General features: G+C 46.0%; 27 protein-coding genes. 15 read left to right on the forward strand and 12 right to left on the reverse strand.

Annotation, left to right across the window (positions count from 1 at the left end; genetic code table 11):
* Positions 1 to 19: 19 nt before the first annotated feature.
* Positions 20 to 493, forward strand: coding sequence for an NTF2 fold immunity protein (locus SHD_RS12495; protein ID WP_023267450.1), 474 nt, complete (start codon positions 20 to 22; stop codon positions 491 to 493).
* A gap of 121 nt (positions 494 to 614) precedes the next feature.
* Complete coding sequence (locus tag SHD_RS12500) at positions 615 to 1151, forward strand: DUF4303 domain-containing protein (RefSeq protein WP_023267451.1); 537 nt, start codon at positions 615 to 617, stop codon at positions 1149 to 1151.
* Positions 1152 to 1184: 33 nt separating this feature from the next.
* Here the strand turns inward: SHD_RS12500 and SHD_RS12505 are convergent, their stop codons facing one another.
* From SHD_RS12505 to SHD_RS12515, 3 genes are all read right to left on the reverse strand, one after another.
* Complete coding sequence (locus SHD_RS12505) at positions 1185 to 1664, reverse strand: hypothetical protein (protein ID WP_235056963.1); 480 nt, start codon at positions 1662 to 1664, stop codon at positions 1185 to 1187.
* Positions 1665 to 1747: 83 nt separating this feature from the next.
* Positions 1748 to 2296 carry a DUF1415 domain-containing protein gene (locus tag SHD_RS12510; RefSeq protein ID WP_023267453.1) on the reverse strand — a complete coding sequence of 183 codons (549 nt, stop codon included), beginning with the start codon at positions 2294 to 2296 and terminating at the stop codon, positions 1748 to 1750.
* 27 nt (positions 2297 to 2323) lie between these two features.
* On the reverse strand, positions 2324 to 2917 hold the full coding sequence (locus SHD_RS12515; RefSeq protein WP_023267454.1) for a LysE family translocator: 594 nt from the start codon (positions 2915 to 2917) through the stop codon (positions 2324 to 2326).
* Positions 2918 to 3235: 318 nt separating this feature from the next.
* Here SHD_RS12515 and SHD_RS12520 point away from each other — a divergent pair, with 318 nt between their 5' ends.
* Both SHD_RS12520 and SHD_RS12525 read left to right on the forward strand, forming a co-directional pair.
* The gene (locus tag SHD_RS12520) at positions 3236 to 3838 is read left to right on the forward strand and encodes a DUF4136 domain-containing protein (RefSeq protein ID WP_023267455.1); all 603 of its coding nucleotides are present in this window, start codon (positions 3236 to 3238) and stop codon (positions 3836 to 3838) included.
* A gap of 263 nt (positions 3839 to 4101) precedes the next feature.
* A complete protein-coding gene (locus SHD_RS12525) occupies positions 4102 to 4500 on the forward strand; it encodes a VOC family protein (protein ID WP_039978306.1) in 399 nt (132 codons plus the stop codon).
* Between the two features lie 115 nt (positions 4501 to 4615).
* On the opposite strand, the gene SHD_RS12530 is transcribed toward SHD_RS12525, so the two are convergent.
* A complete protein-coding gene (locus SHD_RS12530) occupies positions 4616 to 5185 on the reverse strand; it encodes a hypothetical protein (RefSeq protein WP_023267457.1) in 570 nt (189 codons plus the stop codon).
* Positions 5186 to 5431: 246 nt separating this feature from the next.
* Positions 5432 to 6256, reverse strand: coding sequence for a DUF2797 domain-containing protein (locus SHD_RS12535; protein WP_023267458.1), 825 nt, complete (start codon positions 6254 to 6256; stop codon positions 5432 to 5434).
* Positions 6257 to 6501: 245 nt separating this feature from the next.
* Here SHD_RS12535 and SHD_RS12540 point away from each other — a divergent pair, with 245 nt between their 5' ends.
* Together SHD_RS12540 and SHD_RS12545 are read left to right on the forward strand one after the other, a co-directional pair.
* Positions 6502 to 7662: an alpha/beta hydrolase gene (locus SHD_RS12540; RefSeq protein WP_039978309.1), complete on the forward strand. Its 1161-nt coding sequence runs from the start codon at positions 6502 to 6504 to the stop codon at positions 7660 to 7662.
* Between the two features lie 94 nt (positions 7663 to 7756).
* On the forward strand, positions 7757 to 8644 hold the full coding sequence (locus SHD_RS12545) for a DMT family transporter (protein WP_023267460.1): 888 nt from the start codon (positions 7757 to 7759) through the stop codon (positions 8642 to 8644).
* Between the two features lie 60 nt (positions 8645 to 8704).
* Here SHD_RS12545 and SHD_RS12550 read toward each other — a convergent pair whose 3' ends face one another.
* Positions 8705 to 9205: a glycine cleavage system transcriptional repressor gene (locus SHD_RS12550; protein WP_023267461.1), complete on the reverse strand. Its 501-nt coding sequence runs from the start codon at positions 9203 to 9205 to the stop codon at positions 8705 to 8707.
* 199 nt (positions 9206 to 9404) lie between these two features.
* On the opposite strand from SHD_RS12550, the gene SHD_RS12555 reads away from it, so the two are divergent.
* From SHD_RS12555 to SHD_RS12575, 5 genes are all read left to right on the forward strand, one after another.
* Positions 9405 to 11663, forward strand: a complete 2259-nt coding sequence (locus tag SHD_RS12555) for an ABC transporter permease subunit (RefSeq protein WP_023267462.1) — start codon at positions 9405 to 9407, stop codon at positions 11661 to 11663.
* Between the two features lie 59 nt (positions 11664 to 11722).
* Complete coding sequence (pstA, locus tag SHD_RS12560) at positions 11723 to 13381, forward strand: phosphate ABC transporter permease PstA (protein ID WP_011717614.1); 1659 nt, start codon at positions 11723 to 11725, stop codon at positions 13379 to 13381.
* Positions 13382 to 13414: 33 nt separating this feature from the next.
* Entirely contained in the window at positions 13415 to 14233 is an 819-nt protein-coding gene (pstB, locus tag SHD_RS12565) for a phosphate ABC transporter ATP-binding protein PstB (protein WP_023267463.1), read from the forward strand.
* A gap of 127 nt (positions 14234 to 14360) precedes the next feature.
* Positions 14361 to 15071, forward strand: coding sequence for a phosphate signaling complex protein PhoU (gene phoU, locus SHD_RS12570; protein WP_011623309.1), 711 nt, complete (start codon positions 14361 to 14363; stop codon positions 15069 to 15071).
* A gap of 317 nt (positions 15072 to 15388) precedes the next feature.
* A complete protein-coding gene (locus tag SHD_RS12575; protein ID WP_023267464.1) occupies positions 15389 to 16471 on the forward strand; it encodes a DUF3137 domain-containing protein in 1083 nt (360 codons plus the stop codon).
* Between the two features lie 355 nt (positions 16472 to 16826).
* Here SHD_RS12575 and SHD_RS12580 read toward each other — a convergent pair whose 3' ends face one another.
* Positions 16827 to 17531: an SMI1/KNR4 family protein gene (locus SHD_RS12580; protein ID WP_023267465.1), complete on the reverse strand. Its 705-nt coding sequence runs from the start codon at positions 17529 to 17531 to the stop codon at positions 16827 to 16829.
* A 371-nt stretch (positions 17532 to 17902) separates the two neighbouring features.
* Positions 17903 to 18832 carry a DMT family transporter gene (locus tag SHD_RS12585; protein WP_023267466.1) on the reverse strand — a complete coding sequence of 310 codons (930 nt, stop codon included), beginning with the start codon at positions 18830 to 18832 and terminating at the stop codon, positions 17903 to 17905.
* A gap of 84 nt (positions 18833 to 18916) precedes the next feature.
* On the opposite strand from SHD_RS12585, the gene SHD_RS12590 reads away from it, so the two are divergent.
* Positions 18917 to 19813 (forward strand): LysR family transcriptional regulator, encoded by an 897-nt coding sequence (locus SHD_RS12590; protein ID WP_235056964.1) that lies wholly within the window; start codon positions 18917 to 18919, stop codon positions 19811 to 19813.
* 255 nt (positions 19814 to 20068) lie between these two features.
* On the opposite strand, the gene SHD_RS12595 is transcribed toward SHD_RS12590, so the two are convergent.
* From SHD_RS12595 to SHD_RS12610, 4 genes are all read right to left on the reverse strand, one after another.
* Positions 20069 to 20548, reverse strand: a complete 480-nt coding sequence (locus SHD_RS12595) for a hypothetical protein (RefSeq protein ID WP_023267468.1) — start codon at positions 20546 to 20548, stop codon at positions 20069 to 20071.
* 14 nt (positions 20549 to 20562) lie between these two features.
* The gene (locus tag SHD_RS12600; protein ID WP_023267469.1) at positions 20563 to 21444 is read right to left on the reverse strand and encodes an Imm49 family immunity protein; all 882 of its coding nucleotides are present in this window, start codon (positions 21442 to 21444) and stop codon (positions 20563 to 20565) included.
* Positions 21445 to 21641: 197 nt separating this feature from the next.
* On the reverse strand, positions 21642 to 22316 hold the full coding sequence (locus SHD_RS12605) for a cold-shock protein (RefSeq protein ID WP_023267470.1): 675 nt from the start codon (positions 22314 to 22316) through the stop codon (positions 21642 to 21644).
* Positions 22317 to 22574: 258 nt separating this feature from the next.
* Positions 22575 to 22970 (reverse strand): VOC family protein, encoded by a 396-nt coding sequence (locus tag SHD_RS12610; RefSeq protein WP_039978312.1) that lies wholly within the window; start codon positions 22968 to 22970, stop codon positions 22575 to 22577.
* 440 nt (positions 22971 to 23410) lie between these two features.
* Here SHD_RS12610 and SHD_RS12615 point away from each other — a divergent pair, with 440 nt between their 5' ends.
* From SHD_RS12615 to SHD_RS12620, 3 genes are all read left to right on the forward strand, one after another.
* Positions 23411 to 24016 carry a DUF502 domain-containing protein gene (locus SHD_RS12615; RefSeq protein WP_023267472.1) on the forward strand — a complete coding sequence of 202 codons (606 nt, stop codon included), beginning with the start codon at positions 23411 to 23413 and terminating at the stop codon, positions 24014 to 24016.
* Positions 24017 to 24095: 79 nt separating this feature from the next.
* Positions 24096 to 24242: a hypothetical protein gene (locus SHD_RS21960; protein ID WP_161629213.1), complete on the forward strand. Its 147-nt coding sequence runs from the start codon at positions 24096 to 24098 to the stop codon at positions 24240 to 24242.
* 410 nt (positions 24243 to 24652) lie between these two features.
* A complete protein-coding gene (locus tag SHD_RS12620; protein WP_039978314.1) occupies positions 24653 to 26629 on the forward strand; it encodes a BCCT family transporter in 1977 nt (658 codons plus the stop codon).
* The last annotated feature ends 1 nt before the right edge of the window (position 26630 follow it).

Here is a 26630-nt window from a genome sequence, read left to right on the forward strand (position 1 = left end):
AAAGGAGTCAATACAGTCAATGAATGACATTGAATTAAAAGCGTATTTAACACAGCGTGTGTTATCTTTCAGCCAAAGTTGGAATGAGATCGAAAATAATCTCTACGCTAAATATCAAGCAGAGGAAGAAGCCTTAAGAAAGGCCGTGCCCGAAACTGAGTTCCACTATGCAGAGCGGACCGATTGGTTTGCACTGCTCAATGAACAAATCTCCCCCTTATTCGATGGGTTTTGTACCGATAAGCCCCGTGTTTACGGCGGTAAAGTTCGCAACTCCTTTGGTTTTCCTTCAAAGTTTAATGGTTGTGACCATCCCCTTGAGCTGCTCGTTAACTTAAAACACAAGAGCAGAGCCGAAATCTATGTCAAAACCAACACTCACTTCGAAGATGAGTATCTGTTTATTGTCCTTAAAAAGGCCGATGAATGGCGTATCGATAGCTATAAGAATCGTCGCTATGGCAATGAGAAATGGAGCACACAAATCCTGTGATTGGGCTTTATTTTCATGCTTGAATCGTAAAAATGCGACACAAACTTAGCGCTAATAAGGTCGGCTTAAACTCAGTGATTCGACGTAATTTCAAAGGATATTTTTTAGGTGGAAAAACTCTATGCTATTAGATCATCAGCTCGTTGCACGGATCAAAGCCGAGATAATGCAGTTTATAACAGTGGAGGTTGAACGGTTTTTATTAAGCCATCCAGATAAAACCTTTTATGCCTTCGACTTCGATACAAATGCCGAATACGCAGAGTTAAATCTTTGTTTTAATACTGAATTGGATTTCCAGCGTTGCTTAACCTATTACCAGTCGGGGAAATGGGCTACGTCATACCAAAACCCTGAAGCCATCCAAGAGCTTAAGTTCAATACGGGTGACTGGGAGTATCAATGTGTGAGTACGCTTTATGTGCTTTCTGATGACGAGTTGCAAGCGATTCAACAGCGCTTACCCGAGGATGACTTTAGCGAGTGGGAAGCCATAGTGGGGCAAATACGTTCGGTATTTTCCGAATGCCTACAACTGTTTACCCAGACGGAAGTGTATCAAGCGATACCTAAGACCGATGACATTATCGCCTTTAGTATCGACCATGATGAAGATGTTGCCGATATGCTGGCCGATAGAGTGGAATGTGCAGAATGACATTTACCCTTATTGAATCATCACCAGCCTACTTTAAGCGTAGGCGCTGATCTCCAATTGCTCGATGATCTGCTTCCCTTGCTCGAGGCCCACATGATGAACAATTTCGGTTTTAATTAACTCAACATAATTTGGTTGGATATTGTAGTCACCATCAAAAAGGGCTTCGCCTACGTGGGTGATAAGTGTTGCTAAGGCATTAAAGCAGCGAGACATTTGGGCTAAATCGGCAAAAAGAAGGCGGGGCGCCCAGTGGCCCGCTCCATGGCGAGCGAAAAGAATGTGCCCATCCTTTAAATGATAAATTAAGGGATCGCCATGGGAGCTTGCCAGTACTAACCAATTATCATCCCAAGCAGGTTCCCGCGCTTGGGTGAAACTGTGCCAGCGATAACCCATTTGAAAATCAATTAAGTCTTCAAATCTTGGAAATTCGAACAGGGCGAAACCTATATCGAATTGGCGTGATTCAGGAATACCAGAGCTAAACCATGGCTTTAATGCTGGTGGCATGATCAAGTCCATCGTGATTACATTCCTTTGTTGTAAGCAATGAGCAGATTGCGATGCGGCGCATGCTATTCGCCGCGATGAGACTATTTCCCCATGCACTCGGCGAGTAATTTAATAAAAAACTCGCTACCTTTACGCTCACAAAATTGAATATTGCGCTCGGGGATTGATTCAGGGTCGTTATAGTTAGCCAGGGCTAACTCCATACTGGCTTCGCGAATAATATGCAGGGTTGGGTAGGGCGCGCGGTTGGTGAAATTGGCCGCCGAGTCTTGGGGTTCATCCTCGAAGCAATAGTCGGGATGAAAATGCGCGAGCTGATACACGCCTTCATAGTCGTTGTCGAATAAGGCGTCATTCGCCATATCAACGAGATCGAGGTAAGTGTAAAAGCCCTCAAAACCCCGCGGCAGAATAAACAGTGTGGTTTCGTGCTCTGGGTGGGCATCTAGGTATTGGCATTCTTCAATCAAGGCCTTAAGCACTAGCTTGACTTTGGTTTGTTCAACAACGAGATAGCGAATACTGCCACGCTCCACCTCACGTCTGGCAAAGGGGCAAATATTGTATTTCATGATCACTTTTTTCACCCAGTTATCGGTTTGTTGAGTGATCAGTTCTATCTCATTCATGCTAGTGCTTAACTCTTACGGCCAAAATTAGGGGGCGATCATAGGGATGATAGACGCCACAAGCAAGATGGCCATAGTGATATTAAAGATCTTCTGCTGGCGTTCGTTTTTCAAAATGCGTTTAAGCGCCACGCCAAACCCAAGCCACGCCACGGCGCAGGGAAAGGCCACACATAAAAACACCGTGGCAATGGTAATCACTTGCGGTGTGAGATCCTGTTGCACCGAGGTAAAAGTGGCAATTGCGCCCACGGCCATAATCCAGCCTTTAGGGTTAACCCATTGAAATGCGGCGGCTTGCAAAAAGCTAAAGGGTTTAACGATACTCTTGCCCTCCATCTTGCTACTGCTGTTGGCAATCAGCCAAGACAGGTACAGAAGATACACAATCCCAATGATTTTAATCACTTGGTGGATAATCGGGTAGGCTTGAAATAGGGCACTTAAACCTAGGCCGATGGCGAGGATCATAGTGGGAAAGCCAAGGCTAATCCCCATCAGATGCGGAATACTGCGTTTAACGCCAAAGTTGACCCCAGAGGTCATCAGCATAATGTTGTTAGGCCCAGGGGTGATCCCCGATGAGAAGGCAAACAACGCGATAGCGAGTATTAACTCCATAGATAATTTTCACACCTTATTTATTGTTGTTTTTAGCATTGTGAGTCGGAGTATTCCCCGATTGTTGCGCCATGACTATGCAAGTAGTAGTCGCTAGGCGAGGCATTCTAGCGGGTAAATGGTGCTGCGCCTATACACAGTTCGGGCTTTATAAAGTAACAAATCATAACGAATTGGAAAGAAGCGAATGCCCAGATTCAACTTAGTTTTGACGCTTGTAGATAACATCGTTTTAACACTATGATGTATATCGACTTTCAGTCTTGGGAATAATAACTATCCTTAAGCTTCAAAAATAATAGCAATAAGGGAATGAGTATGAATTTAACGCAAACCATATGGCGTGTAATGACGTTGCTGACTTTCGGCTTAGTAGGACTCACGGCCTGTGTGACTGTTGAAGATTCGCAGGCGCTACGAACCACAGTGGTGACCTCGGGGGATTTGAGCCAACTACCACCGAGTGCCATGACCTATACCTGGCATCCCACCTTACAGAAGATCTTTGTCGATCGCAGACTCGATAAACAACAAGTCCTACAACATATGCAGGACACCCTAAAAAAAGTCTTACTTACTAAGGGATTTCGCTGGGTTGAAGACCCGCAGTTGGCAGATTTTCAAGTAGGGTTTGGTGTCGCCATGGGTACACAAATGTCGGATGATCAGATACTCGCCGCCGCAGGCTTGGTACCAGGGCTGTCAAACCAAGGTGTTGACCTTAAAAAATACGATAAAGGCTCAGTGCTGATTAGCTTTTTTAAGCCGACGGGGATTGCGGGGCAACCCTACGAAATAATATGGCGAGTCCTTGGCCAAGGCTTTGCCAACATTAAAGATATGGATGAACTCAAAGCCCGCTTCGATAGCTCAATCGAGGAAATGCTGCTATCGCTGCCCGCCACCCATGCAGTGCAATAGTGCGGTTATCCCAGTTCGGTTGCAAACTGACTCTTATAAACAGATAGCTATAAAGAGAAGGTTATAAACTGACAGACTTAAGGCTGAAAGCTTAAGATCACTGTCATAAGGTATCCTCATAAGACGAGTAAGATACTCGCCTTATGCTCTTGTGGGAATATAGGTTTAGGATGCCGCAATGATTGACTAGACTGTTCTCTGAGCTATTTACAGTTACAGGACAGGATGTGACGTCCGCAGAGGATTTTTAAAGGGAGATTATGATGGCACAAAGTATCTTTGTTAATTTAGCGGTTGAAAGTGTTCAACAATCACGGGCTTTTTACGCCGGCCTAGGGTTTGGGATTAATGAGCAATACAGCAATGAGCAGGCCGCTTGCGTGGTGATTGCCGACAATATTTATGTGATGCTGCTAGCGAAGCCTTTTTTCGCTGGCTTTACCGATAAGGCGATTGCCGATGCCCGTACCACGACAGAAGTACTCAATTGCCTAGACTGCGACAGTCGAGAGCGTGTCGATCACTTGGTCAAGCTTGCCGAGCAGCATGGCGGCAAAGCCTATCGTCAAGCGCAGGATCAAGGATTTATGTACGGCCACGCGTTTGAAGATCCCGATGGACATATCTGGGAACTTGTTTATATGGTTGCGCAACCAAGTTAGAGCAAAGACTCTGCTCGATTGATTTAATCTCTTCAAAATCAGGCTTATCCAAGAATGGCGAGCGTTGCGTGGGGCTTATGCTTTACACAACGCCGCTATTCCTAATCAAGCTAGCTTAAGCTGGCTTATTCTCTTGATTAGCTACATGAGTTTCGAGAAATTTCTTCAGAAAATCAAAATTATCCATATTTATTTCCCTATTTGTGAACGACACTTGGCCGGAAATCTGGACAAAGTTGATCGTCAAGCGGCGTGTGCCTCTATATTTAAAGTATTTTGTACTGGCAATCTCATCCAATGGGACAAACTGTTGTTTCATATCAAAAAGATGAAACTCGGCATCGTAGAGATTAAATATAAGGCCTTCTTGATAGATATCGATGTAATAACCATCAGGTCCAGCTTCAGCTAATCTAAGCTGTTCATCTTTAGCGGCTTTGCTCAATCTTATCGTTTCAGAAATGATCATGAAGGCGAAGAAAAATGCCACCACAACGGCTAAAACGACAACAATTGTAAATCCTATATCCCATGGTTCTGTCGATAGCGATGCGGTCAGTTCCTTCCAAGGACCGCTTGCTATTATTAGCGGGATTATTAAGAGCAAAAATATTCCAGATTGCTTATTACGTAATTTTTGTTGGAATGCACAGCGGCGGATAAAATTTTGAGGTCCTTGTTTCATAAAATATATTCCATATAAAGATTTTTACCTTGGAGAAGGTGAGCGCCATTTTATCCATGTGGGATGCTGGGTGCGACTGAGTGATTGCAAGATAAGGGTGATCATAATGCTTTAGGTATGAGTATATCGAGGTTCTACCTAAGCGATTTAGACGTTTCACTACTGTCATCTAACGGTTTAGCAATGAGTGTACTGACTGCCATAGCGGCGCTCAACACACTCAATTGACGAGAGTTTTACCTGATCTTAGTCAGTTAACCCTACACTCACTTCATAGGCCGTAAATTTACGAATATTAATCACGCCTGTATCGAAGATCAGATACTGACCTTTTATCCCCTGTAAAATCCCGCTTACCACCTCATTTTTATCGAAGTTGTGGGAAGTGATCTTCTTCGGAAAGGTGTCGATGGGATAGTGAATCGACTGGATCGTTTCATCTAAACGTTCGATACTGTAATCGCCTTTTTGCATCCCGATTTCGTGCAACTTAGCCTCAATTTGCGGGATCAGTTCCGCAGCCTTCGCATGTAGGTCGATATCGTCGGCGTGGCCCTTAAGCATGGTTTGCCAGTGGGTTTTATCGTTGATGAGTTTGGCTAATTCCACTTCCACTAAACCCGAGATTTGTCGTGTCGACACTTTAAAAATCGGTAAACCTTGAGTCGCGCCTTGATCTATCCAGCGAGTAGGCAATTGGGTGTGGCGGGTGATGCCGACCTTGATGCCCGAAGTATTGGATAAATAAACATAATGCGGCACAAAACAATGGTTTTGCGCCCACTCTGGCTCGCGGCAAGTTCCTTGGTCAAAGTGACAGGTTTCGGGCTTCATTATGCACATATCGCAGCTGGCGAGCTTTTGCATACACACAAAGCAATGGCCTTGCGAATAGCTTTTTTTGGTCTTTTTGCCGCAGTTACAGCAGAAGATGTTACCCGTGTGGGTCAGGGTCAGCGGCTTGCCAATTAAGGGATTCAGTGGCAGTAACTCGTCGCCAACAACCAGTTGATACTGTACTTGTTGCGCCTCATCTAAGTGTGCGCGCAGCTTTTTTAGCGTTCCTAACATAGGTGTTCCTAGTTTTTTTATGGTGTCACTGGGGTTGGTAAGGCATCCAGCGCACTTATGCATTCGTCATTGCGTGGCGTGCAGTATACAAGATTATCCCGCCGAGTTTAGATAGGAATTCTCGATTGAGAATCTCACTGTCATTTGTGGCTAATCTGGGCTTTCTGGTGGCGTAATTATGTTAATAAATTGATTGTCTTGATAAAAACCAGTAACTTAGCTGCCATTATTCAGGGAGGTTAACGATGCGGATGGTATTAGGACTGATTTTTTTCCTGTCGATGCAGGTGATGGCGCAGACAGACAAGATGCAGATCCATTCTGAAATATTGAATGATGACATTAACTTGCAAATCAAACTCCCCGAAACCTATGGTCATTCCAACGATTTTCGTTATCCCGTTTTAGTTGTCTTGGATGGCTCGACACAATTTGAGCATATTGCCGCGAATGTCGGCTTTTTAAGTAGCTATGCCATTATCCCAGAGTTGATTGTCGTGGGAGTCAGTTCGAATCATCGTTTAAAGTCGTTTACGCCGACCCAATTAGAACAGTTTAAAGACCGAAGCGGTGGGGCTGAAAACTATCGGCAGTTTCTAGAAACAGAACTACTCAGCAGCTTGGGCCAGAAATATCGCATGGCCGATTACCACATACTGTCGGGACACTCTATGGCTGGGCTATTCAGCAGTTATGTGGCACTGACGCCCGATACCCGGTTTAATGCGGCGATATCCATCAGCCCAAGCCTTTGGTGGGACAATAATTGGCTCGTACAGGAGTCCGCTAAGTTAGCCGTCGCCAAACGGACAAAACCCATGCGCTGGTTTTTGAGTATCGCCAGTGAACCCAACGAGATGGCCAGCGCCTTTGCTGCCCAAATCACCCAATTGCAAAATACCTTGGGTAACAGCTCGTCAGTGAAGCATTCTTCAGCTCGCATGCTGCAATGGTTTGATAAACACTTCCCCGAAGAAACCCATGACAGCACCCCGCTTATCGGCAATGTTGAGGCATTAAAGACGCTGTTTGCAGGTTGGAATGCGGTGCCCGAAATCGCGGTGATGCCGCTAAAGGCGTTAAAGCAGTTCTATCAGCAGCAAACGGCGGTCTTCGGCTATGAGTTTCCGCTTTCTGCCCAGCAGTACAATGTCTATGGTCTCAAGGCCAGCTATGAGCAAAAAACGGCGTGGGGTGTGGAGATTTTACAGGAGGGGATAAAGGTGTTTCCTATGTCTGAGGTGCTCTGGGATAGCTTAGCAACCGCCTACGATCTTGATGGTCAAACCGCCCTCGCGATTGATGCTTCCAACAAAGCGGTGCAATTGGCAAAGCAATCTGACTCAGTGTTTTTAAATGAAATCTTGAGTCAGGCCAACAGTCTACAAGGCAAAACTCGCCAGTAGCACTGTTTAAACGCTAACAGTATCGCAACAGATTTGGACAAGCGCCCAGCATCTGGGTAATCTTGTCATCCTTTTCAATGATAGAGACTGTATCTTGCCAGCCAATTTTTTACTCCTGCTCGCCGCCGCCATTTGGGGTTTTGGTTTTGTCGCCCAAACCTTAGGGATGGAGCATTTATCGCCCTTTGCATTCAACGGTCTACGTTTCTTAATTGGTACTGTGTCACTCGTTCCTCTGGTGTGGTATTTGGCTCGGCAAGGCAAAATTCATCTCGGTACGCCCAAAGACTTCGCCATTGGCTGCGGGGTGGTGGGTGTACTGTTATTCGCTGGCGCATCGCTACAACAGGTGGGACTGCTTTATACCACGGCGGCCAATGCGGGTTTTATCACAGGGCTTTATATCGTGTTAGTACCGATATTGGGCTTAGCGCTGAAACATGCTACCGGTGCAAATACTTGGGTGGGCTGTGGTATCGCCGTGGTGGGGCTGTATTTTTTAAGTATTAAAGACGGCTTTCACCTCGGTTATGGCGATACGTTGCAATTGATTGGCGCGCTGTTTTGGGCCATGCATATTCTGGCGGTGGACCATTTTGCCAAGCGAATTTCGCCAGTGTTACTCGCCATGATGCAATTTTTAGTGTGCGGCGTATTAAGCCTGCTGGTGTCGGCGGCCATTGAGGTGACGACTGTCGATAAGGTGATTGCAGCCAGGGGCTCTCTGGCCTATGCGGGGCTGATTTCAGTGGGAATTGCCTACACTTTGCAAGTGCTGGCGCAAAAGCATGCACATCCTGCGCACGCGGCGATTATTTTGAGTTTAGAAACCGTGTTTGCGGCCATCGGCGGTATTATGTTCCTTGGTGAAAGCCTAGGACTGCGCGCCTTGTTGGGTTGCGGCTTGATGCTGCTGGGGATGTTGATTTCCCAAGTGCCGCTGCGCTATTTGATTAAGTCTCGGCACCAGAAAGTCAGCTAGCTTGCCATAAAAAACGCCGCAGGGAGTGCCCGCGGCGTTTTTTGTTGAAGGAGTTGAGGGTTAACGGCTGAGTTTATCCAGCACTAAGTCATCACCGAGTGCATAAAGGGATTGCACCAGTTGTTCCTCTTGGGCGAGGTCGGTTAAGCCTAAGCCAATGGTGGCGCGAAACAGGGCGATGCCGGTATGGCCTGCGGTCTCAAACTGGCTGCTAAACTGCTCGATATTGATACCTAGTGCGGTGATCCGATTGGAAATATCCAGCACTAATCCGGGCCTGTCGTAGGATACTAGGCTGTAGGTTAGCCGCTTAATGGGTTTGAAGGCGACCGAGGTTTTTGAATAGGTGAGGGTGAGGCCGTCGATGCATTCCAAGGCTTCAATCAGCTCGTCCATTTTCAAGGAAGGCACCTCGAGTAACAATATGGCGGCAAAAATCCCGTCGATATGGCGCAGCTCTGAGTCTAACCAGTTGCCGCCATGGCGACTCACGGCGTGGGCGACTTGTTCAACTAATCCTTTTCTATCAGGTGCTTGAAGCGTGATTAAATATCGTAGCATGGCGACTGACTCCTATTTTTTGTAAAAGGCACCTGTTTTAAAATCGGGTGTAACACAACTGTCATCTTTGCGTCATATAATTCAACGCACTTAGAATGAAGGGTGTTGTTATTGCTCAGTTTATGCTCAAACAGTGTAAGCATAGCATTTCGCAATTCCTAGCGAAAAAACTCACAGGCTTTAATAATAGAGGTTCTTAATGGAAAGTCAGGTCATTCAACCTGGTTCTGCGCCGCAAAGTATGCTGAAAGGCGGACGTTCAAGTCGCAGGGCATTTAAGGATAAAGCGGCTCAAATTGGGGTCACGATTGGCGGCACTATGGTGTTTGTCGCCTTATTGTTGATCTTCTTCTATTTGCTGTACGTGATTAAACCCATTTTCGACAGCGCGGATGTGACTCCGGTAAAAAGCGTGAGTTATCAACATGCTGAAGTCGCGACCCTGATGGTCGGTGCCGACGAGCAAAATGAGGTCATGTATCGCGTGGCCGCCGATGGCCAAGTGGATTTCTACACTGTTGCCGATGGCAGCTTACTCTCCAGCTTTACACCGCCATTACCTGCGGGTGTGAGCGTCACCAGCGCCGCGATTGCCGCGCCGAGTGAGCAACGCTTCGCACTGGGGTTAAGTAACGGTCAAGCCTTAATCGTAGGGATTGAGTTTGGCTTAAGTTACCCCAACAACAAGCGCCTCATTACCCCAAAACTGCGTTACAGCGCGGGTGAAGCGCCGATCACTATCGATGAGTCGGGCAGCGCTATCCATCATTTAGCCTTTAGTTACAGCAACGATAAAATCAGTTTCGCCTACCAAGATGACAATGGCGCTTGGCGTTTAAGCCGTCTCGAAGGTCAAGAAAACATGATGACCGAAGAGGTGGAATGGACGACCACGGGCGCACTGTTACCTGATGCACCTAAAAAAGTCGCACACCAATTGATGACGCCTGACCAACGCCAATTGATGCTGCAAATGGGCAACAAGGTGTTTATCTACAATATCCGTGATGTTGAAAGCCTGGATTTAATGCAGGTTATTGATGCGGAAAAGGAAAAGTCTAAGGTTAACAACATTGCCTTACTCGCAGGTGCCAGCTCGATTCTGGTGAGCTACGACTCAGGTGTAGTGACCCAGTACTTCCAAGTGAATGGTCCAAAAGGCCGTTTATACAAAGAGATCCGTGAGTTTACTGACTTAGCGCCAGTGGCCTCGATTGCCTCTGAGTTCTACCGTAAAAGCTTTGCCGTGGTGAGCCCTGAGGGTGAGTTATCACTCCTGTACACCACCAGTGAGCGCGAACTGTTTGATGAAAAGTTTGACCTTAAAAACCCCGGCGTGATGGGCTTTAGCCCACGTGCTAACGGCCTAGTGGTCGAAGCGAACAACCAACTGAATATCTTCCACGTGGAAAACTCGCACCCAGAAGTGTCTTGGAGCGCGCTGTGGAATAAGGTGTGGTACGAAGGTTACCCAGAGCCTAAGTTTGTGTGGCAATCCACCTCGGGTAGCGATGACTTTGAAGCCAAACTTAGCTTAATGCCATTGGCCTACGGCACTATGAAGGCGGCGTTCTACGCCATGCTGTTTGCCGTGCCATTAGCGATTGCGGGCGCCATCTACACTGCTTACTTTATGTCGCCAAAGGTGCGCGGCATCGTTAAGCCAACTATTGAAATTATGGAAGCCTTACCGACGGTTATCTTAGGTTTCCTCGCCGGACTTTGGTTAGCTCCGCTGATTGAAGAGCACTTGCCGGGCATCTTAGTGCTGCTGGTACTGCTGCCGACGGCGATTCTGGTGTCGGCGTACTCTTGGAGCAAATTACCCGGTACTTGGAAACAACGTCTGCCTGAAGTCTATCAAGAGCTTATGCTCATTCCGGTTATCTGCTTTGTGGGTTGGTTCTCCTTTGCCATTAGTCCGATGATTGAAGTGGCGCTGTTTGATGGTAACACTCGCCAATTTATCACTAACGAATTAGGCATCACCTTCGACCAACGTAACGCGCTGGTAGTGGGTATCGCCATGGGCTTTGCGGTTATTCCAACGATTTTCTCGATTGCCGAAGACGCGATTTTCTCTGTGCCACGCCATTTATCCAACGGCAGTTTGGCGCTGGGCGCGACGCCTTGGCAAACCCTAACACGTGTAGTGCTGTTGACCGCAAGCCCAGGGATTTTCTCTGCGGTGATGATGGGGCTTGGCCGCGCTGTGGGTGAAACCATGATCGTACTGATGGCAACGGGTAACACCGCCATCATGGAATGGAGCGTGTTTGAAGGTATGCGTACGCTGGCGGCTAACATCGCGGTGGAAATGCCAGAGTCGGCGATTGGCAGCTCGCACTACCGTGTGCTGTTCCTCGCGGCCTTCGTTCTGTTCGTATTTACCTTCTTCTTTAACACTATTGCCGAAGTGGTAAGACAGCGTCTGCGTGACCGCTATAGCTCGCTGTAATGGAGATAAGATAATGATACTAAATACTATTTCGCCAATGACCTTGAGAGGTTTGTGCAATGGGTAAGTGGGTAAAATCAGGCTCGCCATGGATTTGGATGACAGGTGGCGCGGTGAGCATCAGTTTGATTGCAGTATTAGGCCTGTTACTGCTCATTGCATGGCGCGGATTAAGCTACTTTTGGCCTGCAACGATTTATCAATGGGAACTCGAAGATAACACTGGTGCACGTTCAACCTTAATCGGTGAGATTTACGATAGGGAAGAAGTGCCAACCGAACGCTTAACCGCCGCGGGCCACGTGTTTAAACAGCCACCCGGTGAGTTTGTGACGCGTTACTTAGTGAAAACCGGTAACCGTGAGTTTGTGGGCTTAGATTTCCGTTGGATTTTAGCAACAGACATTATCAGCCGTAGTGAGCCTGCCGATGTGGCCATGCTCGAGCGTGCTAAAAACGGTAACTTTTATGGCTACCCAGTAGCCGTGATTGAAAACGGTAAACGCTTAGAACTGAAAAACGATGCGCTTGAATCCTCCTTAATGGAGCATATCGACCGTGCCGTTGCCCTGTCTGACAAAGCGTTATCACTGCAAAAGCAAGATATTGGTGCGATTAACTACAAGATTGAAAAACTGCGTTTAAAAGAACGCCGTTACGAGTTAGATGGTGAGTTGACCGATAGCCGTAAGCAAGAGTTAGCTGCGGCGAAAGTGGCGCTCGAACAAGACTATAAACTGCTTGAAAAAGAGCTGTTTGCCCTGCGTGATGAAGCGGCTCGCGACTCTGTTATCGTGCGTGATATGCGTGGTGTTGAGGTCGAGCTTAAGCTGGATTCAGTTCTTGATGTTACCTACGTCAACCACTTAGGCTTGATGGGTAAAATCGGTAAATGGTTTGTGGGACTAGGCCGCTTTGTCAGCGACGACCCACGCGAAGCCAACACCGAGGGCGGCGTGTTCCCTGCAATTTTCGGTACCGTGTTTATGGTGCTGTTGATGGCGATTATCGTGACGCCATTCGGGGTGATTGCTGCGATTTACCTACATGAATATGCCAAAAAAGGCCCAATCACTAAGATGATCCGCATTGCGGTAATCAACTTAGCGGGTGTGCCATCGATTGTGTACGGTGTGTTTGGTTTAGGGTTCTTCGTATACATGATGGGCGGCTCGATTGACCAACTGTTTTACGCCGAAGCCTTACCATCACCGACCTTTGGTTCGCCAGGGGTGATTTGGTCGGCGCTGACATTAGCGATTCTGACCCTGCCAGTGGTGATTGTATCCACCGAAGAAGGCTTAAGCCGTATTCCGAGTGCTGTGCGTCAAGGTAGTTTGGCACTGGGCGCAACCAAGGCCGAAACCCTGTGGCGGATTGTAATCCCTATGGCAAGCCCTGCGATCATGACGGGGCTGATTTTAGCCGTGGCCCGCGCTGCGGGTGAGGTGGCACCGTTAATGCTGGTGGGTGTAGTGAAATTAGCACCGACATTGCCACTGGACTTAAACTTCCCGTTTGTGCATTTAGAACGTAAATTCATGCACTTAGGCTTCCATATTTATGATGTGGGCTTCCAGAGTCCTAACGTTGAAGCGGCACGTCCTCTGGTATACGCCACCTCCTTCTTGCTGGTAACAGTGATTGTGGCACTGAACTTAACCGCGATTAGTGTGCGTAACCACTTACGTGAAAAATATCGTTCGCTTGAGCATTAATCAGCGATTATCCTGAAAGTATTAGGACTGAATATGATTTCTATAGATTCGACAGCCATGAAAACCAACAACTTTGACTTAGCAAACTTGAGCCAGAACGATACCGCGCTGGAGATCCGCAACTTAGACCTGCGCTATGGCGACAAACAAGCGCTGTTTAATGTGTCGATGAAGATCCCAAAGATGCAAGTTACGGCGTTTATCGGCCCCAGCGGCTGTGGTAAATCCACCTTATTGCGCTGCATTAACCGCATGAACGATCTGGTGGACAACTGCCATATCGACGGCGAGATTTTGCTGCATGGTCAAAATATTTATGACAAAAAAATCGACGTTGCCGCCCTGCGTCGCAACGTAGGTATGGTGTTCCAGCGTCCTAACCCATTCCCTAAGTCGATTTACGAAAACGTGGTTTATGGTCTGCGCTTGCAGGGCATTAACAACCGCCGTGAACTCGACGAAGCGGCCGAGCGTTCGCTACGCGGTGCGGCGATTTGGGATGAAGTGAAAGACCGTCTGCATGATAACGCCTTTGGTTTATCCGGTGGTCAACAGCAACGTCTGGTGATTGCCCGTGCGATTGCCATCGAGCCAGAAGTATTACTACTCGACGAACCGACTTCGGCCCTCGACCCAATTTCAACCTTAACCATCGAAGAGCTGATCACTGAGCTTAAAACTAAGTACACAGTGGTTATCGTGACCCACAACATGCAACAGGCGGCGCGGGTGTCGGATCAAACGGCCTTTATGTATATGGGCGAATTGGTGGAATACGCCGATACCAACACCATTTTCACCACACCGAAAAAACGTAAGACCGAAGATTACATTACCGGTCGTTATGGTTAATCACCTTGCCTTTGGCAGTGGTGATGTGAGTGATAAGCGATTAACGAAATAAGCCACCGCCTAGAACCGAGTTAAGCATCGCAAACTCCATCTAGGCGTTGATACAGTTGAGTAAAAGGTTGGCCAAATGGAAAATATGAATTTAAACAAACATATCTCTGGGCAATTTAACGCCGAGTTAGATGATATCCGTAACCGCGTACTCGCCATGGGTGGCTTGGTTGAGCGTCAGTTAGAGCAAGCTATCGACGCCTTAAGCACCTTAGATGCCGAATTAGCGCAAAAGGTGATCACTGGCGATCACAAAGTGAATGGCATGGAAGTCTCGATTGACGAAGAATGCACCCGCATTATCGCCAAACGCCAACCGGCAGCGAGCGACTTACGTCTGATCATCGCGATTTCAAAATCGATTGCCGATCTTGAGCGTATCGGTGACGCCTGTGTGCGTATTGCCAAGGCCGCATTAGATAAGCGTTTGAATAATCAGCAGCCATTATTAGTCAGCATTGAAAATATGGGCCGCCATGCGATTCGTATGCTGCACGCAACGCTCGATGCCTTAGCCCGTATGGATGCCGATTCGGCGCTGGAGCTTCATAAAGAAGATGCCAAGCTCGACCGTGAATACGAAGGCATTATCCGTCAATTAATGACTTACATGATGGAAGACCCACGCTCAATCCCCGATGTATTAGACGTACTCTGGGCAGCCCGTGCGGTTGAGCGTGTCGGCGATCGTTGTAAAAATATCTGCGAATACATTATTTACTACGTGAAAGGTAAAGACGTTCGCCATACTTCCTACGAAGATATGGAAAAGGATTTAAAGGACTAAACGCCTTTTATACATGGCTTAACCCACAAACGCTCTGCCTAACCGCAGAGCGTTTTTGTTTGTGCCTCTTTGGGAAGATTAATTGAACTGTGAGTCAGACAATAAGTTTGGTTTACGCCCCTGACGTATAAGAGGGGTTACCAATAAACACGTCTCTCTTTTGGCATAAATCGTTGTTTGAAATTTGTTATTTACAATAAATAACCCTTTGTTCAATCTGACACTTGCGATAGGTTAATCTCGGAGTTAACCGACACTCGAGAGTAGGAACCGCCCAATGGAATGGGTGCTGTATCAGCAATTACAGGGATAAGTAGATGAGCCAATTTTTGTATTCTTTAAAGCAGGGATTCGAAGCCCTGAAAAGTATTCGCAATCATATAGTAGAAGCGAATTTATCCGCAGATTTCCCTCGACCCGAATTACCGCCGATATCAGAAGAGGTGAAAGCGGCACTGTTGCAACAACTCGCGCCGCTAGAAGCATATCGAGTTGAAAAACTTGAAACGAAAATCTCTCGGAAGAAATGGGCCAAGCGTGTAGGCTGGCTCCTGTGCTTGCCTGCGCTGGCTGTTGATTTGATGTCGTTAGCCTCTAATAGTGACCCAAGCATTCTGAGCTTGATTGTTCTCGCAGGCATTTTGATGTGGGTTAAGTGGCCTGAAATACAATATAAGCGCCATTATAAGAATAAGATTTTACCTGTCTTACTCGATAAATTAGGGGATTACCAATATAGCGCCGATTCCTGTGTCAATCTCGACGCCGTGGCTAATTTTGAACTCATGCCCAGTTTTAGCAAGAAAGAAGCTGAAGACCATATTCGCGGCAAGGTAGAAGATGTTAGCTTCGAATTTTGCGAGTTAACCTTAAAATCCCGTGGAAGCAAGTCAGATAAAATCCAATTTAAGGGTGGGGTGATGATCATCTCTATGCCCTTTCGTTTTGAATCTCACACCATTGTTAGCCAAGACTATGGCTCCTTAGGGAATGCCATTTCAGGCATCAAGCAACCCAGAGTTAAACTCGAAAGTGTCACCTTTGAAGCCATGTTTGAAGTGTATTCACACGACCAACATTATGCGCGATATTTATTGTCACCCGCCGTGATGGAACGATTGGTTGAGCTGGAGCAATTATTCCGGAAAACCGCGCGTGGTTCAGGGATAAGCATAGAGTTTAAAAACAATACAGTGCTTATTATGGCGAGCTATTTTGGTAATTTATTTGATAATGTGGACATCAACTTGCCCACACATGATATGTCAAAAATCCCATTGTTACAGCAGGAGCTGGTCCTCATTACTAGCATTATCAAGCAGCTAAAACTGGATTATCTCGCTACACAAAATATGGCAGCACAAAAAATGCATGCGAGGATGGAGACATTAGCGAGTTAACGATAATAGAGTGCTGAGCTGTTATGTATTTGCATAGGTTTATATAGAGGATGAAACAGCAAGCATTTCTTCGTTATCACGCCGATGATTATTTGAGTCATTCTACAGAAGATTCGCCAGCGCAATGCTAGTCATCTCTTGATCATCATCGCAGGACTAACCATCGGATATAAAGCGAGCTGTTCAAGACTTATCAGGGGCGGCAAGGGCGCGCCATATAACCCCCTTGTTCAATGCTTCACCGAACATAGTAGGAGCTTAACTACCGCGTTATTAAAGTTTGGAGTGTTTATTTTAAGTACAGTCTAGTGCTCTGCTCATGGAATGGCGTCAGGTAGAGTAGTTGTGATGGCTTTTAGGGGGTATACGGCACAAAGCGAATATCGCCACCAGCCCATTCTTGTGGAATGGCTTTACAAGAAATTGAACCATTAAGTAGACCATTTATAAAGCTTGTAAATGAAACTTCAAACTCCTCAGGTTCTGAATGTCTACCTAAAACGACAATTTTCCATTTTCCACTTACACCTGCAGTAGACCAACAATAAATATCCCCATCAATGGAAATTCCCCATGGAAGTAAACCTCCTGGCTCAAATAAAAGTGGAAATGGATAAGTTTCTGGAAACTCTTCTTTTAAGGTTGAAACAGACGAAAGAATAGGTGCGAATTGGTGAAGTAGATTGATATAAGTATTTTTTGAAAATGGGTTAAGCACAGTTAACCACCCACCGATTTCACCTGAACCATAATGCTCTATAAACATCATGTAATCAGTTGGTAATGACTTGCCATAAAAATTGGTAACTAAGCCCCAGTTTAAACCTTTACCTGCCTCGCATGATGAAGAAGGAATAGTGAGGTAATTACTCATTTTTTCGAAATTTTTCATATATACCCTAAAGCTAAATTCAGAAAATAAATCCGACCACCATTTTAAATCAACAACATACTGCACTTTCCGTTTCCCTACAACTTGTCCGAGTTTAAATGGCTTAAATAAGACCATCAACATTCGCTGGGACAGCATCGGGGCAATAAATTGCGCAAAATCTTTCAAAATAGGGTATTTCAGACGAGCTATAATGTCCCATAGTATTTGGAAAGTGCTAGCTAAGGGTTGTTTTCGACGTGATGTAAATAGCTGTCCGTTGTAGTGAAAGTTCTGACTTTTTGCGGCAAAGCGCTGTCGTCGCTTTTCGAGATGTTCGCAGTAATCGGTTAGTTTGAGTCAATTATCATGGTGGATATTTTATCAGGTCATTTAATTGGCTAAAGCATCCGCGTTTATTTCAGCGAATGATTTGGCTCATATCATCCACCAATTCGAGGTAATCCGTTAAGGTAAATGCAATACCCTTGGATTGCTGAATAGCTAGCCAATAATCAAGGCGAGAACTTCCCGCCTTGATTATGTTATTTGAGGTTTGGCTAGGATTCAGGGCACACTTTGGGTTCGCGTTTAAACCGAATAATTCGTGGCAGCAGTAAGCCTGCGATAACAACGATAATCCCTAACAGTTGCAATTCGGTAACAGCTTGGCCGAGCATAAACGAGGTTAATACGGAGAAGATGGGGACAAAGTTGAAAAACAGTGCTGCGTTGGCTGAGCCTAACTGGCGCACGCCATTTAACCACAACAAATAGCCCGCCACCGTACCAAATACGCCGATATAGACGACTTCAGCCATGCCTAACGCCGAACTATTTACTAGCTCTGCGAAGGGATGCACCTCTGGCGATACCAAACACAAAGCGCCAATCACCGCAGCGCCACTCAACATGCCGATAAAGGTATAAGGGATGACAGGCATCCAGCGGCTGATACCTTGGCTGAAATAGGTGTAAAAACTCCAGGCTAGCATGCCGCCAAATATCAATTTATCTCCATGGTTTATCTGCATCGAGAAGAGGGTTTCAAGGTGTCCATTGGTGATCACCATCAGCACGCCGGTGAGACTTACCAGCAGACTAAAACACTGGGCAAACGATGGCAGAGTACGCAGGGCAACACAGGCGATCAATGATGTGATCAGTGGGCTAAGGGCCATGATTAATGAGCCGTTCGTCGCATTGGTTGACGCCAATCCCGTAAACAGACCTAGGTTTAGCCCGCCTATACCTACCGCGCTGACCAGAATAACCCACAGCCATTGATTGATGCTTAAGTGCAATTTCGGCATACGGACGAGCTTGAGGTAGACAGCGAGACAGGCCGCGGCAATCACAAAACGCCAGAACACTAAGGTCAAGGCATGCACTTCGCTTAACACTTGTTTACCAATGGGAAAGCAACTTCCCCAAAAGAAGGTACAGATAATCAGCAGGATCACTGCTTTTATCGTTGGATCAGATTTCATCGCTACTCCGGATGACTTGTCAAATTCTGAGTCTTAGTGTATTGATTTCAATAATTGGATAAACAAGCAAAAGTAAGACGGTAAATGCCAATAATGAAACCTAACTATTCGTTGGACGATCTGCGCTGTTTTTGTGCCGTTGCGCGGTCTGGCAGCTTTAAGGAGGCCGCCCAATCCTTAGGTATGCCGCTCTCCACCTTGAGTCGCCGTATCCGCCAACTAGAAACCGATTTGCAACTGAGATTGCTTAATCGAGATGCTCACCGCGTTATCTTAACCAGCATCGGTGAGCAGTATTTTGAGCGCTCAGTAGCCTTGTTTGATGAACTCAATAATATTGACGAAGACTTGCATCGGGATAAGTACCAGCCACAGGGGAAAATCCGCATTTCCGCGCCCATTAACTCTGGCACTCATTTTCTGCGGTCGATTTTTTATGATTTTCTGCTGCAATATCCCGATATTCAGTTGGATTTGAGCTTTTCAAACTCGCTTATCGATATTGAAGCGGAAGGCATGGATGTGGCGTTTAGAGTGGGCAATCCTGTAGTTGAAAATTGGATTGCCAGACCGTTAAAGCATATTCACTTTATTTTGTGCTCTCATCCTGACTGCGACATTTCGAGCATCACTACGCCAGATAAGTTATGCGGTCACCCAACCATCATTTGCCGCCCTATGATACCTTGGCAATTGGTGCATAAAACGACTGGCGAAGAGTTTGATTATCACCCGAACAAGGGCGTCAGGCTGGAGGTAGATGAACTCATGTTACTGACCCACGCCATTAAAACAGGGATAGGTATCGGATACGTGCCGGATTATTTTGCGCTTCCTATGATAGCGCGGGGGGAGGTGAATCATGTTCTCCCTGACTGGAGTAGCAAAGCCCGCACCTTATCCATGTTATATCGGGACCGCGACCATCTCCCCATGCGGGTGCGGCTGTTTATCGAGTTTGTGAAATTGCACTTTAAGTAGGAGTAAATTAATTCATCTATTACAAACCAATAAAGCGACATGACCCACCCAAAAGTGGCTAGAACAATGGTAATAAGTCCTGATATAAAGAGATTGTTCAATCGTTAGTCAGGTTCTGCGAGATAGCGGTATACAAACCTTCTTGTTTTATGCTTAAGCAATATACCGTCGGAGATTATGTACCGCGTCGTTAAATTTGGGAGTCTACTTTTCAGCCTATAATTTTTAACCTAGTTTTATCTCGTTTTTACGTTATCAATCTTGAATAGTGAGCGGAATTATATTGAGCTTTTTCGTCTCCATATCAATAAACGCAATCGCTAGCGAAATAGTGTTATCTTTTACGTGTCTTTCAATTTTATCTGCGATGGCGAATTGCGTACCAGATAAACGTAGTGAGTAGATGACCATATCTAACCAAGGCTTAGAAAATTGCAAAAAACAACCCATTGATTGTTTATCTAGCTGAATACCGCCGTCAGAACCTGTAATTTTCATGCCAAGCATTAATAAAAATTGCCCGTTTTTCTCGCCGGCCGCAAGCATGTCATTATTATATTCACCTCCAAATCGACCGGGTAATACTTCTAGACCTTGCTGTTCTGCAACTGTGACGAATATGTCACTCCGACGACGAGCATCTGTCGAATATTCATTCATTTGATAACTGATATCTTGTATCTGTTTATCGACATTTACTGGTGATTTATTTTTAAAAATATCAAATATGCTCATATAAAATCTCAATTCTAAACAAAGGGTGATGAACCAACAGTAATATCGACTCGTTTATCCACTTCACTCACAGGCGAGTAAGGTGCCATCTCGTTAGTAAATGGCTGAAATATATCAAAATCGGCTAAGAAGTTATATTCATCACGATACGTGACAAGAGGGGATATCGGTAACCATTCCATAGGCAAATAAGGACTATCAACTTGTACCTGATATCCAGCACGCCAAGCCATTTTGGCGTAAATAAAGCCAAACAACGACATTAAATGCTCGGTTAATCCCAGTGCGCCATCAAAATTGCGCACTTTAGCTTTTGGGCCCGTAAGGTTGTTCAATACCTGCTCCATCGCAGGTACATCACCTTTTGCCAGCGCAAGATAAAACTCTTGGTCAATTTGGTACTTTGCCATTTTCTTACCTGGTGGATTGGCTAAAATATATTCTGCACGTTCCCCCAACAAATCCCATTTACCTTGAAGCGCTAAAATCGCTTGGAACGCATGATATTCAGGGCACCCCACACGGTTGCGCACTGCTTTCCCGCCTGTTACTCGGTAAAGAGGAGAGATAAACTGGCTGTGCCAGTTTATCAAAGGCTCATGATCACTTATCAGTGCCATAAAGTGGCAAAATGCACCTTGCCACTCGCTGCAGACCCTCTGAGTATAGAGCCTATATAACTTAGCCGAGGTATAGGCATGTTGGCGAAGTTGCTCTAAATCCCCATCCTTGAACCATGACAACAAGGATTTAGCATAATAGTGAGACTTTAATGCTAATAAGCAACCTTGCCGTGATCCAGTATTCGTCAGAATAAATTCTAGTGCATCGTCAATACGCGTATCGACAGTCCAATTAAGTCTATCTATTCCCGTTTCAAAACATATTTTTGCCATGGCATTTTATTCCATAAATAACTTCAACACTGGCTTTAACTGTTTTATTTACCATCATACTTTACAGGTATAAGCCACAGTTGAAGAAAACAACCTAATTAAAATGCATGAGCTGAGTCGCGAATATTTAGCTGACCAATCCGCGTTACTGATGCAACTATGCCAATAAATAACACTATCGACTTGTTTTAGACTCGCTAAGCAGGAAAAACAGCTATAGCACTGAGCACCAAAGCGAGCGGTATGAGCGTGATTATGGCAAGGGTACCTAGACAACCAGACAGCTGTTTTTGTCGTGCTAAATTTTCGGCTTCACTCATTTGTTTAACTGCCTGCTCTACATCTGCTTTTCGTTTTTCGAGTAACTGTGCAGAGGCGATAACCAGTTCTTCAGAGTCAGCAGGAACTTTCTCGGTTACTAGGGCGAGTTCACCTTTGAAGGCGTGTACCGTATAGCGATAATTTCCTTTCGAGAAAGTGTCTTTCTCAAAATTTACATTCAGTACTGCATTGCATCCACAATGCTTTGCAAGCTGTTCTAAATGACGTCTTCCCTCGCTGGGATCCTTAAAAAAACGGGTAGCAATGGGAAAACTGGCTATGACTGTGCCATTTTTGGGGCGACTGTCTCTAGTGGTAAAAAAGTTAACTAATCGCTCCCTGATAAAGACTTCAGGCAAACTGATTGCTTTGGCAGCTAGGCCTTTAGGTGTGGGCGTGGGATCAAAATCGACAATACTGCCTTTGACTAACTTGCCTTCATCTTTCCTGTTTAAAAGCTCAGAAAAATGCAAAAAATAACTCTCACCATCATCGCCTTGGATAAACCCATACTTTTTAGTCGCAAGGTATGAGACAACTTTTCCTTTCAAAATATAAACCTATTTAAATGAATGTTGAGCTAATTGTGTTTGTTGGTTTTGTTAAGTGAAAAATATTGTAAATCATATAGATAATTTTATAAAAGCACTTATTTGTTGTCGTTCGAGATATTGAGCACATTTTCAAATGGGAGTGTCGATTCCTGTTTTCCTTTCATCATCGGCTTACATTTTAGAATTCTGCGCTTTATGTTTTTTGCTAGTCGCTTTCTCTTTTTTGCTGACATCAAACAAGGCTTGTTTGAGGCATCATAACGCGCAGGCGGGCAGATATTCGGATAATTCCAATAGATTCAAATCGGGGTCGCGGATATAGACGGAGTTAATCCGGCCTGTAGCACCGGTGCGCAGTACTGGGCCTTCGATAATTTCAACCTCAAGGGCGTTTAAGTGGTTAATCACTTCTTCGATATTGTGGCTAACTACAAAGCAGAGATCGGCACTGCCGGGCGTGGCAAGGTTTGCCTTAGGTTCAAATTCGGCGCCCGCTTGGTGCAGATTGATTTTTTGATCGCCAAAACTTAAGGCGATTCGGCCCTGACCAAATACGGACTTTTTCATCCCTAACACGCGTTGATAAAAGTCGACGCTGGCCTCGATATCTTTCACGGTTAACACTAAATGGTCTAGGCGGGTCACGCGCATATTCTTTCCCTCGATGCTGTAGCGGTTTGTTATTAGGGCGTGTTGACGTTTCATGGTTGTTTTTGCAGCAATTTGGCTGGCTTTTATGCAAGGCAAAGTCCGTGCTGTGTAGTTATTCTACATAAACGGACGATAACGCAGCAGAAACGTCAGCCAAATGCTGCCCGAAGGGTTCGTCTGGCAAGCCCTTGCTCTTACTTTCTGTCATAAGAGCCGCTCGTCATTTGAGTAGAATCACTACACATCATTCCTCGTTTCGCGAGCACGTGCTTGCCAGAACGAACAAAATCTAATCTCGAAACGTCAACACGCCCTAATGTTCTGCGCCTTACCTTACATCAAGTGCTGGTGCAAAAGTGACTCTGTGGTAGCATTTAACGCGTTTTTTAGCGTAAATAATTTATGCCTATTTTTATCCCATTGGATTTGATGAGATTGTAATGAAGAAAACCTTAGCCCGTGGCTTGATGAACCTGCTGCCGATGGCGTTAAGCCTGTGGTTGTTTTGGTCATTGTTTGTATCGTTAGATGGTTTAGGGATTTTTATTTTAGAGTTGGTAGGGATTAACCAACATTTTGTCGGCGCGGGCTTTATCTTAGTCGTGGCCATAGTGTTTGCCGTGGGCCTGTTGTTTTCGGTGAGTCCTATTGTCTGGCTCTATGGCTGGATTGAACGTCAGCTGATGCGTTTTCCACTGTTTAAATCTGTCTATGGCAGTATCCGTGATATCGCTTCCTTAATGAACCGTGAGGGCAAACCCAATACTCAGCAAACCGTGTTAGTTAAACAGGCCAATGGTGGCTATGTGGTGGGCTTTATTATGACGGATACGCCGCCACAGCCATTGCTCGATGCCTTACCCGAAGGGGATTGGGTGCCTGTGTTATTCCAACTCAGTTACCAAATGGCGGGGGTGACGAGTCTCGTCAAACGTGAAGATTTGATTTTAGTGGATTGGTCTTTTGAAGAGGCGATGCGCTTTAATTTAACGGCGGGGATCTCACAAACGCCGGGCGCGGCAACGGTAAAAACTAAAGCTGAATAAGTTGATTTTGATTTTTTACGTCAAATAGGTGCATTTTTGTGGTACAATCCGATGGCGACTTAATAGGTCGCCATTTTTTATGCTGATCCAGCGACTGCTGTTTAGCATTATCTGTGTCTCTATTGAGTCAGTTTTCGACAGCATGTGGTCTCTGTTCGAAGGCACTCCAGTAGAGCTTAAGCAAGGCCGAGTTGATATTTGCTACTGGTTAACCTTTAGCCGCTAATCGCGCTTTGCATCCCTCATCCTCGATATCACTAATATCGAACCGCTTATATGCATTATGTCGCCATTGAGGTTGAGCCCTGCGATTCGGTCGCATGGTGTCGATGTTCGCTGTCTTTGAGAGTGCGATATGCTCTCAAATGGCATTAGCGGCGGTTTAGTGGTTTATTGAGCCGTTGTTTGCCGCCTTTGCTATTAAGCAAAAGCGTCGAGCAAACGGGGAAGTGGGGAAGCGTTTTCAACATGAGTATGACATCACAAGGTATTGCTGACCGCGAGCCCTTGTCATGGATTATTTATGCATATTTCATCCTGACCACATACTGCTGAGGCTAGGGTTACCTATTATTGTGCTATCTCTTCAACATCGAAGGGATGTTAATAGGGAACTGGCTAGAACAAGGGAGTTTTATGTCTATCAAGTCGAGTATTAATCCACCGGTTTTTTATTCGTCGGTCTTTTTTATCACATTCATGGTGATGATCTGCGCTATTTGGCCGACCGAGGCCAATCACTTTTTCAAATCCATGCAGTCGTGGCTAGAGGCTAAAGCGGGCTGGTTGTATATCCTTGGTGTAGCGATTTTTCTGATTTTTATCATCTTTGTCATGGTCAGTCGCTTTGGCGATATTAAGCTCGGCCCCGATCATGCCGTGCCCGACTATAGCTATAAGAGCTGGATTGCCATGCTGTTTTCGGCGGGGATGGGGATTGGATTGATGTTCTTCGGCGTTGCTGAACCCGTGATGCATTACTTAGCGCCGCCCGATGCAACGCCTGAGAGTTTGGCCGCCGCCAAAGAAGCGATGAAGATTACTTTCTTCCATTGGGGCATACATGCGTGGGCGATTTACGGGGTGGTTGCCCTGAGCTTGGCCTATTTTGCCTATCGGCATAAGCTGCCCTTGTTACCCCGCAGCGCACTCTATCCCTTAATCGGTGAGCGTATTCATGGTCCGATTGGCCACTGCGTCGATACCTTTGCGGTATTGGGGACTATGTTTGGGGTCGCGACTTCCCTCGGGTTTGGGGTGTTGCAGGTTAACTCGGGGCTAAGCTATTTATTCGAGCAATTGCCTAATAGCACCACAGTGCAAGTATCGCTGATTATTGGCATTACCTTGCTCGCCACTCTGTCGGTATTTTCGGGCCTCGATAAAGGGGTGAAGCGCTTAAGCGAGCTTAACTTAGGCTTGGCCCTTATTCTGCTGTTGATTGTGTTAATTCTTGGCCCAACCGTGATGTTGTTGCAGGCCTTTGTGCAAAATACCGGTAGTTATCTGAGTGATATCGTTAATAAAACCTTTAATCTGTATGCCTATCAGCATAAGGAAGACTGGCTAGGTGGTTGGACGCTACTCTACTGGGGCTGGTGGATTTCGTGGTCACCTTTTGTCGGTACTTTTATTGCGCGGGTGAGTCGCGGCCGTACCATACGTGAGTTTTTAGTCGGCATTTTATTTGTGCCTTCGGCGCTGACCTTTTTATGGATGACGGTATTTGGTAACTCGGCCATCGACGCCATTATGAACCAAGGCGCGACCTACCTGAGCGAAGCGGTGAATACCAATGTGCCCGTGGCGCTGTTTGTGTTTTTTGAACATATGCCGTTCCCGCATCTGTTATCGGGCATTGGGATTTGTTTAGTGGTGACCTTTTTTGTGACCTCATCTGACTCGGGATCCTTAGTAATCGACAACCTGACCTCGGGGGGCGATAACAATGCGCCCGTTTGGCAACGGGTGTTTTGGGCATTGCTGCAGGGCGTGGTGGCCTCGGTACTGCTCATCGCGGGTGGGTTACAGGCACTCCAAACCGCAGCCATTGCCAGTGCGATGCCATTTTTATGTGTGATGCTGCTGATGTGTTTGGGACTGTATAAGGCGCTGAAGGACGATTGGCTGAAGATCAACAGCGTGCAGCTCCATACCACCAGTGTGCAATATGCTAAGACCAATATCAGCTGGGAGGAGCGTATCGAAGTCTTAGTGTCGCATCCTACCGAAGATGAGGCGCGTATCTTCCTCAATAATGTCGCGACACCGGCGTTATCTAAGGTGTGTCAGCAATTTATGAGCAAGGGTCTCACAGCTGACCTTGAGTATCTCGACGGCAAGGTGCGGTTGGTGATCAGCAACGAAGCCTATCAACCCTTCGTATACGGTGTGCGGATGCGCTGCTTTGAAATCGTTAATCCCGTCGGTGAAGAGTTAGAGCAGGGCAACAATTGGTATTATCGCGCCGAAGTGTACTTAGAGCAGGGCGGCCAGCACTATGATGTGATGGGCTATACCGAAGAGCAGCTATTGGCGGATGTGGTCACCCAATACGAGAAATACCTGCATTATTTGCACTTGTCCAATGCCGACCAAGGACATGTCGCCTAAA

Source organism: Shewanella decolorationis S12 (genome assembly GCF_000485795.1).
Classification (GTDB): domain Bacteria; phylum Pseudomonadota; class Gammaproteobacteria; order Enterobacterales; family Shewanellaceae; genus Shewanella; species Shewanella decolorationis.

Bases quoted from the DNA above. Each gene is read 5' to 3' on its own strand.
- SHD_RS12495 (WP_023267450.1), top strand. From the start codon at position 20: ATGAATGACATTGAATTAAAAGCGTATTTAACACAGCGTGTGTTATCT.
- SHD_RS12500 (WP_023267451.1), top strand. From the start codon at position 615: ATGCTATTAGATCATCAGCTCGTTGCACGGATCAAAGCCGAGATAATG.
- SHD_RS12505 (WP_235056963.1), bottom strand. From the start codon at position 1,664: ATGCCACCAGCATTAAAGCCATGGTTTAGCTCTGGTATTCCTGAATCA.
- SHD_RS12510 (WP_023267453.1), bottom strand. From the start codon at position 2,296: ATGAATGAGATAGAACTGATCACTCAACAAACCGATAACTGGGTGAAA.
- SHD_RS12515 (WP_023267454.1), bottom strand. From the start codon at position 2,917: ATGGAGTTAATACTCGCTATCGCGTTGTTTGCCTTCTCATCGGGGATC.
- SHD_RS12520 (WP_023267455.1), top strand. From the start codon at position 3,236: ATGAATTTAACGCAAACCATATGGCGTGTAATGACGTTGCTGACTTTC.
- SHD_RS12525 (WP_039978306.1), top strand. From the start codon at position 4,102: ATGGCACAAAGTATCTTTGTTAATTTAGCGGTTGAAAGTGTTCAACAA.
- SHD_RS12530 (WP_023267457.1), bottom strand. From the start codon at position 5,185: ATGAAACAAGGACCTCAAAATTTTATCCGCCGCTGTGCATTCCAACAA.
- SHD_RS12535 (WP_023267458.1), bottom strand. From the start codon at position 6,256: ATGTTAGGAACGCTAAAAAAGCTGCGCGCACACTTAGATGAGGCGCAA.
- SHD_RS12540 (WP_039978309.1), top strand. From the start codon at position 6,502: ATGCGGATGGTATTAGGACTGATTTTTTTCCTGTCGATGCAGGTGATG.
- SHD_RS12550 (WP_023267461.1), bottom strand. From the start codon at position 9,205: ATGCTACGATATTTAATCACGCTTCAAGCACCTGATAGAAAAGGATTA.
- SHD_RS12555 (WP_023267462.1), top strand. From the start codon at position 9,405: ATGGAAAGTCAGGTCATTCAACCTGGTTCTGCGCCGCAAAGTATGCTG.
- pstA (WP_011717614.1), top strand. From the start codon at position 11,723: ATGGGTAAGTGGGTAAAATCAGGCTCGCCATGGATTTGGATGACAGGT.
- pstB (WP_023267463.1), top strand. From the start codon at position 13,415: ATGATTTCTATAGATTCGACAGCCATGAAAACCAACAACTTTGACTTA.
- phoU (WP_011623309.1), top strand. From the start codon at position 14,361: ATGGAAAATATGAATTTAAACAAACATATCTCTGGGCAATTTAACGCC.
- SHD_RS12575 (WP_023267464.1), top strand. From the start codon at position 15,389: ATGAGCCAATTTTTGTATTCTTTAAAGCAGGGATTCGAAGCCCTGAAA.
- SHD_RS12585 (WP_023267466.1), bottom strand. From the start codon at position 18,832: ATGAAATCTGATCCAACGATAAAAGCAGTGATCCTGCTGATTATCTGT.
- SHD_RS12590 (WP_235056964.1), top strand. From the start codon at position 18,917: ATGCCAATAATGAAACCTAACTATTCGTTGGACGATCTGCGCTGTTTT.
- SHD_RS12595 (WP_023267468.1), bottom strand. From the start codon at position 20,548: ATGAGCATATTTGATATTTTTAAAAATAAATCACCAGTAAATGTCGAT.
- SHD_RS12600 (WP_023267469.1), bottom strand. From the start codon at position 21,444: ATGGCAAAAATATGTTTTGAAACGGGAATAGATAGACTTAATTGGACT.
- SHD_RS12610 (WP_039978312.1), bottom strand. From the start codon at position 22,970: ATGCGCGTGACCCGCCTAGACCATTTAGTGTTAACCGTGAAAGATATC.
- SHD_RS12615 (WP_023267472.1), top strand. From the start codon at position 23,411: ATGAAGAAAACCTTAGCCCGTGGCTTGATGAACCTGCTGCCGATGGCG.
- SHD_RS21960 (WP_161629213.1), top strand. From the start codon at position 24,096: ATGCTGATCCAGCGACTGCTGTTTAGCATTATCTGTGTCTCTATTGAG.
- SHD_RS12620 (WP_039978314.1), top strand. From the start codon at position 24,653: ATGTCTATCAAGTCGAGTATTAATCCACCGGTTTTTTATTCGTCGGTC.